Genomic DNA, 12,508 nt, shown 5'->3' with positions numbered 1-12,508 from the left:
TAATATTGGTCTAGTGACAATAGCGAAGAGGTCACACCTGTTCCCATGCCGAACACAGTAGTTAAGCTCTTCAGCGCTGATGGTAGTTGGGGCCTTGCCCCTGCAAGAGTAGGACGTCGCTAGGCAATATAAGTAACACTATTTATAGTAGGTATTTTAATTACCTACATTATCGCGGGGTGGAGCAGTCTGGTAGCTCGTCGGGCTCATAACCCGAAGGTCGTAGGTTCAAATCCTGCCCCCGCAACCAAAATGGTCCGGTAGTTCAGTTGGTTAGAATGCCTGCCTGTCACGCAGGAGGTCGCGGGTTCGAGTCCCGTCCGGACCGCCACTATTCAAATAAAATATACGTTACATAAAAGCCTTAGGATATTCCTAAGGCTTTATTTAGTTAATTAAAGATGTAGCCGACATGATCAGGCTATATACTAAACGTGGTGGTTCCCTCTGTTCTATCAAAGATTGAAGAGAAGTATATTCTAAAGTTATAGCCACAAAAGGAGAGGAAAAGCGTGCAAAACAAGAATGAGAAGCATGTTTAATAGTTATAGAAGCTTCGAATATTTCTTATTAAAACGCTAAAAACAAAAAATCCTTCAATCGAATTATGTACTTCTTTAATAATGAGGGGCTGAAACTCGATAAAAGTGACGAAACGAATGTCTTATGGGATTAAAAATTTTGAACGTTTAAAAATAAAATATTGTGCGACAAAAGATTAGAAAAGTCTTATTATAAAAGAGTCTTTAGCAGAGTCCCCACATGAGGAAAGCGAGTATATTTCCCTTGCGGTTCAGGCATAAACATTATTTATAATATGCATCTAATCACAGAGATGGTGAAGTGAAAATTACACCACACCTTTGACAAAGAACCTCAAACCCTGATGTAATAACGAAAACTTAAAATGATATGTTGTAGACATAGTGAATTTAATGAAATCATTTTATTAGAAAATACGATAATTATAAAAGGTCTATAAAATACCAATGTATTTCACTTAAATATTTTTGAAATTGATGTTTTTTTGCTATGATAGAATAAGAACAAATAAATGAGGGTTATTACAATGAATGAATTTAAATTTATTGATTCAATAAAACAAAAAAACTATAAACAACCTACGATTATTAAAGGAATTGGTGATGATGCTGCGGTATTTCGTCAATCATATTTAGATACAGTGACTGCCGTGGACACATTTGTTGAAAATATTCATTTTTCAAGACAAACCATGACACCGTATCATGTAGGCTATCGTTTATTAGCAGCGAATATAAGTGATATGGCTGCAATGGGTGCATCACCGGCTTATTACATGATTTCCATTGTTGCACCGGCGCATTGGTCAGAAGAAGAATTACAAGAAATATATAGTGGGATGCATGACATTGCTACATTATATAAAATGGACCTTATTGGTGGCGATACAGTTTCAGGTAAAGAGTTAGTTATTTCAGTAACTATTGTTGGTTTTGTAGAACAATATAAAGCGAGGTACCGCAGTGCAATGCAGAAAAATGATGTTTTGTTTGTTACTGGGACTTTAGGTGATTCGAGTGCTGGATTATATCTATTATTGAATCCCCAAAAAGAAACAGTATCAGATGCTAAATACTTAATTAATCGCCATCGCATGCCCATGCCACGTGTAACTTTTGCACGTGAATTACAATCATTAAACCGTGTTGCTTTAAACGATGTGAGTGATGGGATATCAAGTGAAGCAAATGAATTAGCAGAAGCTGCTAATTTAACTGTTTATATTGATTATGATCAATTACCAATGCATCAGGCATTACAGCAGTTCTCTCCAGAGCAAAGAGAAAAGTTTATGTTAACTGGTGGAGAAGATTTTGAATTGGTCGGGGCAGTTGCCTTAGAAGATTGGGAAAAAGTAAAGGAAGCAGCTAAATTAACGCATACAGAAGTGAAAAAAATCGGATATGTAACGTCGAACGAAAACACAAACGGATCGGTATTTTTAAAAAAGGATAAACAAATCATCCAATTAAAAAAAGCAGGTTATACACATAGGAGTTAAAAGGACATGAAACCATTTAAAGTAATAACCAATACAACAGAAGAAACGATCAAGATAGCAGAGAAATTAGCTGTTTTGCTTCGTCCTGGTGATGTTGTCACATTACAAGGTGATTTAGGTGCGGGAAAAACAACATTTACAAAAGGATTAGGTATTGGGTTAGGTGTGACGCGGACAATTAATAGCCCTACATTTACGATTGTTAAAGAATACATGGGGGAACTACCTCTTTATCATATGGATGTTTATCGCTTAGAGGAAAGCGATGAGGATATAGGCTTTGATGAATACTTTAACGGAGATGGCATTAGTGTTGTGGAGTGGCCACAATTTATTACAGCATTTCTACCTGATAAACGATTAGATATTGAATTAAAAACAATAGAAGATAATAAACGGCAAATGATACTATATCCCAATGGACATGATTTTGAAAAAATATGTAAGGAGTTAATACGATGAGTATACTCGCCATTGATACATCTAACGAAACATTAGGTGTAGCTATTTATGATGACCATACAAATAGCGTATTGATAGAGCATAAGGAAAATAGTAAAGCGAAGCATTCAAAAAGGTTGATGCCTGTCATTGATCAAGTCATGAAAACAGTCGCTTTGCTTCCACAAGATTTGACTAAAATTATAGTGGCGAAAGGACCAGGATCGTACACTGGTGTGAGAATTGGTTTATCTACAGCCAAAATGATGGGATGGACGTTAAACATCCCGGTAATAGGAGTATCTAGTTTAGAGGCATTAGCTTTTAACGGGATAAATCAATCATCTAAAATATGTCCATTTTTTGATGCGCGCAGAGGTTTGGTTTATACAAGTTTATATGAATCGGATCAAAATAATCAAATGAGATTAGTGAAAAAGGAGAGAAATATCCTTTTTACTGATTGGCTGAACCAACTAAAAGAAAAAGATCAATCGATTATGTTTTTAAGTCCAGATCTTGATATACATAAGGAAGTGATTGGAGAACTGATGAAGGAGAATGCGATTTTTCCGATTGAACCATTTCATACTCCTAACCCTGCTTTATTAGCAATGATAGGAAAAGACCGTTCTGCAGAAAATGTTCACCAGCTAACTCCAAATTATTTGCGTCTTGTTGAAGCAGAAGCAAAATGGTTAGCGAAGCAAAAGGAACAAGACAATGCGTGAAGTAGTAATACGTCAAATGACGATGGATGATATAGAGCAAGTAAAGATAATTGAAGAAGCATGTTTCTCAGTTCCTTGGACAGAAGATATTTACCAAAAAGAGTTAACAGAAAACGCTTATGCAGCGTATTATGTGATTGAAAAAGATCGACAAATTATCGGGTTTTGTGGTTTATGGATCGTTATTGATGAAGCACAAATAACGAATATTGCAATTTTACCTAACTATCGAGGGTTTGGATATGGTAGCTACTTATTTCAATACATAATCAATCAAGCAATGTTAGCCGGGGCTGTTCGTTTATCTTTAGAAGTTAGGGTTTCAAATTTAGTTGCACAAAAATTATATCGGAAATTCGGTTTAAAGCCAGCCGGCATAAGAAAAAATTATTATACCGATAATAATGAAGATGCGATGGTAATGTGGGTGAATGTAAATGAATAAAGAGCAATTTATTTTAGCATTAGAAACAAGTTGTGATGAAACTGCAGCAGCCATACTAAAAAATGGTCAAGAAGTAGTTGCTAATGTTGTAGCTTCTCAAATACAGAGTCATAAACGTTTTGGTGGAGTAGTCCCAGAAATTGCGTCTCGTCATCATGTAGAACAAATAACGATGGTGTTAGAGGAAACCCTGAATAAAGCAAATATGGAGATAAGTGAGATGAGTGCGATTGCCGTAACGGAAGGTCCAGGACTTGTTGGGGCATTGCTTGTAGGTGTGAATGCTGCTAAAGCACTTGCATATGCAAATCAGCTACCGTTAGTTGGTGTGCATCATATTGCTGGTCATATTTATGCTAATCGAATAGAAAGAGAACTGACGTTTCCACTATTAGCACTTGTCGTATCGGGTGGGCATACAGAGTTGGTCATGATGAAAGAACATGGTTCATTTGAAATCATTGGCGAAACGAGAGATGATGCGGCAGGTGAAGCGTATGATAAAGTAGCTAGAACATTAGGTTTACCTTATCCTGGAGGGCCGGAAATAGATCGGTTAGCTCAAATTGGGAAAGAGACTATTCCATTTCCTCGTGCATGGTTAGAAGAAGGATCATTTGATTTTAGCTTTAGTGGATTGAAATCAGCAGTTATTAATCATTTGCACAATAGTAAGCAACGAGGAGAAGAACCGAACAATGCTAATATTGCTGCAAGTTTTCAAGCTAGTGTAGTTGAGGTTTTAACAGAAAAAACATATCAAGCTGCAAAGGAATATGATGTGAAACAAGTCGTACTTGCAGGAGGAGTAGCGGCAAATAAAGGTCTTCGTCAAAAGTTAACAGAAAAGTTTACTGATGTGAATATACCTTTATCCATACCACCACTATGGTTATGCACAGATAATGCCGCAATGATTGGTGCAGCCGGATCGATTGCTTACGAGCAAGGACATCGTGCAGGCTGGGATTTAAACGCTAATCCAAGTTTAGATTTAGAACGGTATGGAAATAGAAAACAATCATAAAGATTTCCCCAGTTCATTTTAGAAGCTGGGGATTTTACTATTTGTACAACAAGAGCATATTAAACATATCCACAAGTAATGATTGAGAATGTGGATATGTTTTGCAAAATACTTTTATAGAAGTAATTGATCTGTGCACAAAATCTGTGGATAACATATGGTTTTTCTGTGGATACTGTGGATAAATAGCGAAAAAGTAGTGAATAAGGCTTTTTGTCTGTGCATAAATAACTGGACAGACACGAAAACACTTATCCACAATCTGTTCAACTAGTATTCATTTTTAAGTTATTCTTTACTCTTCTTGCAATGCTTCCCATTCAACCATCAATTGTTCAATTTGAGCATTTACTTGTTCATTTTCTGTTGTTAATGTTAGTGCCTTTTCATGGTCTTGGAAGATATACGGTTTACAAAGTAATGCTTCATTATTTTCAACAGCTGCTTCTAACTTCTCAATCTTACGCTCGATTTCTTCTATACGTCGTTCTATTTTTCGTTGCTCTTGCTTTCGTGCTTTATCTTGGTGGAAGCTGGACTTTACGGCTTGCTTTTCTTCTGTTTCCTTTTCTTGAACTTGTAATTGTGCTAGCTCAAATGCTTCTTGCTTTTTTTCTAAGTAATAATCATAATCACCAAGATAAAGGCTTGATCCTTCAGGCTGCATTTCTAACACTTCTGATGCAATTTCATTAATAAAATAACGATCGTGTGATACAAAAATAATTGTACCAGGAAAGTCGATTAACGCAGCCTCTAATACTTCCTTACTATCGAGATCCAAATGGTTCGTCGGCTCATCAAGTATTAATAAATTTGCTTTTTGCATCATTAATTTTGCTAATGCAAGTCTAGCTTTTTCACCACCACTTAAAGCAGATACCGTTTTAAGTACATCATCTCCGGAAAACAAAAAATTCCCCAGTGTTGTCCGTATATCTTTTTCATCTATCATTGGATAATCATCCCATAATTCCATAAGTACAGATTTGGTTGAATGGAGTTTCGTTTGTTCTTGATCATAGTAACCGATGTCTACTTTAGAACCTATTTGAATATCACCATTGGATGGATGAAGATCGCCAGTTATTGTTTTTAATAAAGTTGTTTTCCCTACACCGTTTGGCCCAACTAAAGCAATCCGGTCCCCACGTGATACTTGGAAGGATAGATCAGAGAAGATTGGATCATCGGTATCATCATAATGAAAAGCTAATTCTTTTACTTTGATCACATCATTGCCACTTCGTTGGTTAATAGTAAAGCTAAAGGAGGCAGACCCTTCATCCCCTTTTGGTTTGTCCATTCGTTCTATTTTCTCTAATTGCTTTCTTCTACTTTGTGCGCGTTTTGTTGTAGAAGCTCGAGCCAAATTTCTTTGAACAAAATCTTCCATACGTTTTATTTCTGTTTGTTGCTTTTCAAATTCCTTCATTTCTCGCTCATAGTCAGCAGCCTTTTGGACTAAGTATTTTGTGTAGTTCCCGTGATATTTCTTCGATTGATGGCGTGAGATCTCATAAATCGTATTCACTGTCTTATCAAGAAAGTATCGATCGTGGGAAACGATAACAACGGCTCCGTGATAATTATTTAAATAAACTTCTAGCCAAGTCAATGTTTCAATGTCTAAATGGTTTGTCGGTTCATCCAAAATTAAAACGTCTGGCTTTGATAGTAGTAGTTTACCTAAAGCTAAACGCGTTTTTTGACCACCACTAAGTTCATTAATTGGCGTAGCTAGATCAAATTCTTTGAAGTTGAGACCATTTAAAACAGCTTTAATGTCAGCCTCGTATTGATAGCCACCATTTTTTTTGAAATCCTCTTGCAGTTGGTCATAACTGTGAAGTAGTTGCTGATATCGCGAATTATCCTCCATTAATGTAGGATTACCCATTTGCTGCTCCATTGCTCTAAGTTTGTCTTCCGTTTCAATTAACTCAGCAAAAACGGACAACATTTCATTCCAAATGGTTTCATTTGTTTCTAATCCTGTATTTTGTGCTAGATAGCCAAGTGTAACATGTTTAGGTTTATGTATGTCTCCCTCATCATAAGAGAGCACATCGGCCATAATTTTTAATAATGTTGATTTTCCTGCACCGTTTCTGCCTACAATAGCAATTCTATCGTTCGATTTTATCTCTAACTTTATATTTGATAGAATCAGTTCCGCACCATAGCGCTTCGATAACTGATTGATTTGCATTAATATCATCTTTTTTCACCTCATAATACTTAGTTTATCGCAATTTTTGTTTAACTAGCAAGCAAATGGTTAGGTATATAAATAAAAAATGTCTATACTATAAGTAGTACGTGTAATTCTTCACGACATATGTTTGATTTTTTGTTAAGATATAGATACAGATATAATAAATAAAGTTCTACTAAATAAATTTTTTGGAGAACAAACAATAGGGGTAATATGAATAGAAGGGGAATGGAACATGTCAGAACATACTAAAATACCGCAAGCAACAGCGAAACGTTTGCCACTTTATTATCGCTTTCTAAATAATTTGTACCTTCAAGGAAAATCGCGCGTATCTTCTAAAGAGTTGAGTGAAGCGGTTAAAGTGGATTCAGCAACTATACGTAGAGACTTTTCCTACTTTGGTGCATTAGGAAAGAAAGGGTATGGATATAATGTCGAATACTTACTCGGTTTCTTTAGAAAAACATTAGATCAGGATGAAATAACCAATGTTGCCCTTATTGGTGTTGGTAATCTAGGTACAGCATTTCTGAACTATAATTTCACCAAAAACAATAACACAAAAATTGAAATGGCTTTTGATACAAGTCCTGATAAAGTTAATCAAGAGATAGGTGGAGTACCGATCTATCATATTGATGATCTGGAGAAGTATCTTGGTAATGTTCAAGCAGCGATTTTAACTGTTCCGGGACTAGAAGCACAATCCATTACAGAAAGATTAATTGAAGCGGGGATAAGTGGAATATTGAACTTTACGCCAGCTCGAATAACAGTACCTGATAAAGTACGAGTCCATCATATTGATTTAGCAGTAGAACTCCAATCATTAATTTATTTTATGAAGCATTATTCTCCAGAAGCAGAAGAATAGAAGAAAGGTAGTGGCATTGTAAGGGAATGTCACTACCTTTTTGTTTCAACTACTCAGATATGTGTGAATGCATATTTATTTTTTCTTTTTTGTACGTTTGACATGTATGTGTAATGCTACTAATCGAATGGTTATAGCAAAGTTAAATGTAGCAAAAATTGCAAGTGAAACGGTGAAAAAATTCCACAGTGTACCTTGCGCCGATTCGATGCCGAAAAAAGTAAAGGAGACACCGATAATAAAATACATAACAGCTAAAGGTAAAGGTGAATGTTTCATTCGAAGTTTAGCCCCCAAAAACGATCATTTGTATTTTCTCATACTGTTCTAGCATCCGGTTTAATTCTTCAGGGCTGATGCTCAACTGCGCAATCACCACGACTGCATTCATAGTCGAGTGTGCAATGATTGGTACAATAATTCGTTTGGATTGTACATAGATAAAAGCAAAAACGAATCCAATCGTTAAATAAATTAACGTATTTTTAAAATCAGCGTGGACGACAGCGAATATTAATCCTGATGCTAAGGCACCAATGAAAAAATTGGTACGTTTATATACTTCACCAAAAATAATTTTACGAAACACGATTTCTTCTAAAATTGGCCCGATAATGGCAACGACAATAATAAAGATTGGTGTAGCCCGTGCAAGTGCCATAATATTTTGTGTGTTTTCTGATCCAGGCTCAATACCTAGTAAAAATGTTTGAATTAGATTCATTATGCCTTGGCCTAACATAGCCATAACGATTCCTATAATGGACCAAATAATCACCATGCCTAAACTTGCTGCATCAGGATGCTTGCGCAAATTCCTTTCTGGTTTTAATAGATACACCATAATGATTAAAGCAACAGTAAAGCTAAAGATCGTCCAGCTTGTTCCAATTATTGAATAATACGTTTTACTAATACTGGATGCTTTTATAATAATAGCAACCGGAATAGACGATAGCTGCATCAATATGTATGTTAATAATATGTACAAATATCTTTTTTCCAACGATAAACGACTCCTCTTTTTTAAAATTTGTTTAACAAATGTATTTTAACATATTATATGAATAGAATTGAATTAGTACGTTTATGACGATTTTGTAGAAAAAGATAGAAAATTTTTTTGAAAAAATACATCATAATACTTGCAAAATAAAAAGTAATTCATTATTATAATAATTGTGTTAGCACTCTTCATAGCCGAGTGCTAAAATAGAAAAAAACATATTGAAAATAATGAAGGAGGGTTTTTTGATGCTAAAGCCATTAGGTGATCGTGTCATTATTGAACTCGTAGAACAAGAAGAAAAAACTGCAAGTGGAATTGTATTACCAGATTCTGCGAAAGAAAAACCACAAGAAGGAAAAGTTGTTGCAGTAGGTTCTGGTCGTGTAACAGATAACGGGAAAAAAATCGCTCCAGAGGTTGCTGAAGGAAATACGATTATTTTCTCTAAGTTCGCAGGAACAGAAGTGAAATATGAAGGAAAAGAATACTTAATTCTTCGAGAAAATGATATTTTAGCTGTTATTGGCTAAATGAAGAATACAAATAATATACTTAATTACGAATTTAGGAGGGCTTATTAAGATGGCTAAAGAAATTAAGTTTAGTGAAGATGCTCGTCGCTCAATGCTACGTGGTGTTGATACATTAGCAAATGCAGTAAAAGTAACATTAGGACCAAAAGGGCGTAACGTTGTTTTAGGTAAAAAATACGGTTCACCTCTAATTACAAATGATGGGGTAACGATCGCAAAAGAAATTGAGTTAGAAGATGAATTTGAAAACATGGGTGCACAACTAGTATCTGAAGTAGCATCACAAACAAATGATGTTGCTGGTGACGGTACAACAACTGCAACTGTTTTAGCACAAGCAATGATCCAAGAAGGATTAAAAAACGTCGCATCCGGAGCAAATCCTGTAGGTGTCCGCCGTGGAATTGAAAAAGCGGTTGAACTAGCGACAGAAGAGCTACGCAAGATATCTAAACCAATTGAAGGAAGAGAGTCCATTGCCCAAGTTGCTTCTATTTCATCTGGTGATGATGAAGTAGGTCAGTTAATTGCTGAAGCGATGGAGCGCGTTGGGAATGATGGGGTAATTACGATTGAGGAGTCCAAAGGCTTTAACACCGAGCTTGAAGTCGTGGAAGGTATGCAATTTGATCGTGGATACTCTTCTCCATACATGGTTACTGATCAAGATAAAATGGAAGCAGTATTAGAAGATCCATATATCTTGATTACAGATAAGAAAATTAACAATATTCAAGAAGTACTACCTGTACTAGAACAAGTTGTACAACAAGGTAAACCACTTCTTTTAATTGCTGAGGATGTAGAGGGTGAAGCATTAGCTACATTAGTAGTGAACAAACTTCGTGGAACATTTAACGCAGTAGCAGTAAAAGCTCCTGGATTTGGTGATCGTCGTAAAGCAATGCTTGAAGATATCGCGACATTAACTGGTGCAGAAGTAATTACAGAAGACTTAGGCTTAGACTTGAAAAACACAACAATCGAACAACTAGGTCGTGCGTCTAAAGTTGTTGTTACGAAAGAAAATACAACAGTCGTTGAAGGTGCTGGAAATCCAGAACAAATTTCTGCACGTGTTGCACAAATCCGTGCACAAGCAGAAGAAACGACTTCTGAATTTGACAAAGAAAAACTTCAAGAGCGTTTAGCAAAACTTTCTGGTGGCGTAGCGGTAGTAAAAGTTGGTGCAGCTACAGAAACAGAATTGAAAGAGCGTAAATTACGTATTGAAGATGCACTAAACTCTACTCGTGCAGCAGTAGAAGAAGGCATCGTATCTGGTGGTGGAACAGCACTACTAAACGTTTACAAGCAAGTGCAAGATCTTGCACTTGATGGTGATGAAGCAACTGGTGCAAGCATCGTATTGCGTGCATTAGAAGAACCACTTCGTCAAATCGTTGAAAATGCTGGACTTGAAGGTTCAGTTATTGTTGAAAAACTTAAAGGTGAAGCAGTTGGTGTTGGATACAACGCAGCTAGTGGCGAATGGGTAAACATGATTGACGCTGGTATCGTTGACCCAACGAAAGTAACACGCTCAGCTCTTCAAAATGCAGCATCTGTTGCAGCAATGTTCCTAACTACAGAAGCAGTAGTAGCAGACATTCCAGAAGAAGGCGGTGCACCTGCAATGCCTGACATGGGCGGTATGGGTGGAATGGGCGGCATGATGTAAGAAACGCCTACAAACGTTGGTATAATAATGTTTGTGAATGACATTATATTAAAACCATGTTAAAAAGTGACATTTGTGTCACGATCTATATTTAAATAAGGTCTGAAAGGTCGTTTTCGTATAAAGTTCTTACTTTGTCGAAAGCGTCCTTTTTCATTTTTTTAGTAACATGTGTATAAGTTTTCATCGTTGTATCTATGTCCTCCTTTTGCAAAGCGCATACCAATAAAAGCTAATAAATAAAATCGTTCTTTATCTAATTCCAATCCGTACAAATTTAATTTTTTTAAAAAACCTTATAATTCAGCATGATTCAGGTATTTCTCAACAATGTTATCCTTCTTAATTTCTTCAACTAATTTTCTTTTCTTTGATATAATTACATCGTCATTGAGTCAATTTCACAATTGCTCTTTTTAAAAATACAAAGACTGACAGAATCTCGAAATTGTATTTAAAAAAACAGAAATCATGCAGCTTGTTGCTGATTTAATTGGGTATGAATACGATCTACAGCCAGTTTTGATGCATTATAAACAAGTGTAACCATGTCAAAATGAACTTTCGCACGTTCTCCTGTCCGATAACGAACATTATTAAGTTGAAAGAATTCTTTGAGATAGGCGTTAACACGTTCCACAGCGGTCCGACGTTTGAAAATATTTTTCCAATCCTGTAAACCACGAGCGGGGCAGTATATTTCCGAAGGTCTTCGGTTATTTTCACCTTATAAACTTTTTGACAGATACCTTCGTTGGCTAGTGGACAATTGTTGCACTCCTTTGGTTTCGTGTACTTCATTGTTTCATATTTAGAATCAAAGCTATCATAACGATAGGAATGTTCACGAAAACAGGTCGGTGCGAAATGTTTGTCATAACCAAGGAGTTCGCTTTCATTTCGCTTGTTGTATGCAATGACAGATTGTTGTCCCATTCGATGTACTTGTTCGTATATTGTTTCATAATCATACCCAACATCTTTAGTTTAGCGACTACCCGAGATTAATCACTATAAAAATGGTATAGATATAACAAATGAAACGTGCAAAAGATAACAAGGAAAATAATTTGATATTGTGAAAACAATTAGCAAAGGATAAATACTATGATACTTTTGGTTTAGGGATCTAGAATATCAAGAACTGATATTAATAAATTTAATTCATAAATATGGAATTTTCATTTACATTTTAATGGTTTTATATTGCTGCTTTTATAAAAAGTGGTATTATATTACTTATAATATTAATATTATTTAGGGAACTCGTATTAAAATTTAAATAATTAAGAGGGTGCCATCTAAATTGAAAATAATAAAATTCTTATCAGCGTTGTCTATTGTAATTTTCATAGCATTATCATATGTATTCAGAATAAATGATGTCATTTTTAATAATGTGATTACTTATTTAACTGTGGTATTAATGTAAGCGTCAAATACTACACACGTATGCAACTCAGTCTCCAGATGAGATAATCTTCATAGATTAATTCTCGAAG

At 35.5% G+C, this 12,508-nt stretch carries 11 protein-coding genes, 2 tRNA genes, 1 rRNA gene and 1 pseudogene; 11 read left to right on the top strand and 4 right to left on the bottom strand.

The window, feature by feature from the left end; translation table 11 throughout:
- Positions 1 to 9: 9 nt before the first annotated feature.
- The 8 genes from rrf (at position 10) to tsaD (ending at position 4,688) form a co-directional block, all read left to right on the top strand.
- Positions 10 to 125 (top strand): 5S ribosomal RNA (gene rrf, locus ACH6CY_RS15140).
- Positions 126 to 173: 48 nt separating this feature from the next.
- A tRNA-Met gene (locus ACH6CY_RS15135) sits at positions 174 to 250 on the top strand.
- 4 nt (positions 251 to 254) lie between these two features.
- A tRNA-Asp gene (locus tag ACH6CY_RS15130) sits at positions 255 to 331 on the top strand.
- Between the two features lie 738 nt (positions 332 to 1,069).
- Entirely contained in the window at positions 1,070 to 2,044 is a 975-nt protein-coding gene (gene thiL, locus ACH6CY_RS15125; protein WP_374068151.1) for a thiamine-phosphate kinase, read from the top strand.
- A gap of 6 nt (positions 2,045 to 2,050) precedes the next feature.
- Positions 2,051 to 2,506, top strand: a complete 456-nt coding sequence (gene tsaE / locus ACH6CY_RS15120; RefSeq protein WP_374068150.1) for a tRNA (adenosine(37)-N6)-threonylcarbamoyltransferase complex ATPase subunit type 1 TsaE — start codon at positions 2,051 to 2,053, stop codon at positions 2,504 to 2,506.
- Positions 2,503 to 3,216: a tRNA (adenosine(37)-N6)-threonylcarbamoyltransferase complex dimerization subunit type 1 TsaB gene (gene tsaB, locus ACH6CY_RS15115; RefSeq protein WP_374068149.1), complete on the top strand. Its 714-nt coding sequence runs from the start codon at positions 2,503 to 2,505 to the stop codon at positions 3,214 to 3,216. Before tsaE ends, tsaB begins: the two co-directional genes overlap by 4 nt.
- Positions 3,209 to 3,661 (top strand): ribosomal protein S18-alanine N-acetyltransferase, encoded by a 453-nt coding sequence (gene rimI / locus ACH6CY_RS15110; RefSeq protein ID WP_374068148.1) that lies wholly within the window; start codon positions 3,209 to 3,211, stop codon positions 3,659 to 3,661. The genes tsaB and rimI overlap by 8 nt, the downstream gene beginning before the upstream one ends.
- Positions 3,654 to 4,688, top strand: coding sequence for a tRNA (adenosine(37)-N6)-threonylcarbamoyltransferase complex transferase subunit TsaD (gene tsaD / locus ACH6CY_RS15105; protein ID WP_374068147.1), 1,035 nt, complete (start codon positions 3,654 to 3,656; stop codon positions 4,686 to 4,688). Before rimI ends, tsaD begins: the two co-directional genes overlap by 8 nt.
- 295 nt (positions 4,689 to 4,983) lie before the next feature.
- Here the strand turns inward: tsaD and ACH6CY_RS15100 are convergent, their stop codons facing one another.
- The gene (locus ACH6CY_RS15100) at positions 4,984 to 6,909 is read right to left on the bottom strand and encodes an ABC-F family ATP-binding cassette domain-containing protein (protein WP_374068146.1); all 1,926 of its coding nucleotides are present in this window, start codon (positions 6,907 to 6,909) and stop codon (positions 4,984 to 4,986) included.
- A 232-nt stretch (positions 6,910 to 7,141) separates the two neighbouring features.
- Between ACH6CY_RS15100 and ACH6CY_RS15095 the strand changes: the two genes are divergently transcribed.
- Complete coding sequence (locus ACH6CY_RS15095; protein WP_374068145.1) at positions 7,142 to 7,783, top strand: redox-sensing transcriptional repressor Rex; 642 nt, start codon at positions 7,142 to 7,144, stop codon at positions 7,781 to 7,783.
- A gap of 75 nt (positions 7,784 to 7,858) precedes the next feature.
- On the opposite strand, the gene ACH6CY_RS15090 is transcribed toward ACH6CY_RS15095, so the two are convergent.
- The gene (locus ACH6CY_RS15090; RefSeq protein WP_374068144.1) at positions 7,859 to 8,062 is read right to left on the bottom strand and encodes a YdiK family protein; all 204 of its coding nucleotides are present in this window, start codon (positions 8,060 to 8,062) and stop codon (positions 7,859 to 7,861) included.
- A gap of 7 nt (positions 8,063 to 8,069) precedes the next feature.
- The gene (locus ACH6CY_RS15085) at positions 8,070 to 8,789 is read right to left on the bottom strand and encodes a CPBP family intramembrane glutamic endopeptidase (protein WP_374068143.1); all 720 of its coding nucleotides are present in this window, start codon (positions 8,787 to 8,789) and stop codon (positions 8,070 to 8,072) included.
- 248 nt (positions 8,790 to 9,037) lie between these two features.
- On the opposite strand from ACH6CY_RS15085, the gene groES reads away from it, so the two are divergent.
- Together groES and groL are read left to right on the top strand one after the other, a co-directional pair.
- Positions 9,038 to 9,322 carry a co-chaperone GroES gene (gene groES, locus ACH6CY_RS15080; protein ID WP_374068142.1) on the top strand — a complete coding sequence of 95 codons (285 nt, stop codon included), beginning with the start codon at positions 9,038 to 9,040 and terminating at the stop codon, positions 9,320 to 9,322.
- A gap of 52 nt (positions 9,323 to 9,374) precedes the next feature.
- Positions 9,375 to 11,006: a chaperonin GroEL gene (gene groL, locus ACH6CY_RS15075; RefSeq protein ID WP_374068141.1), complete on the top strand. Its 1,632-nt coding sequence runs from the start codon at positions 9,375 to 9,377 to the stop codon at positions 11,004 to 11,006.
- Between the two features lie 469 nt (positions 11,007 to 11,475).
- On the opposite strand, the pseudogene ACH6CY_RS15070 reads toward groL, so the two are convergent.
- A pseudogene (locus ACH6CY_RS15070) lies at positions 11,476 to 11,993 on the bottom strand (transposase); the annotation flags it as partial.
- Between the last annotated feature and the right edge of the window lie 515 nt (positions 11,994 to 12,508).

The sequence above is a fragment of the Paraliobacillus sp. JSM ZJ581 genome (assembly GCF_044383835.1).
Lineage (GTDB): Bacteria > Bacillota > Bacilli > Bacillales > Amphibacillaceae > Paraliobacillus.
Note: the sequence above shows the minus strand (reverse complement) of the source record. Positions and strands in the feature narration are given on the sequence as shown.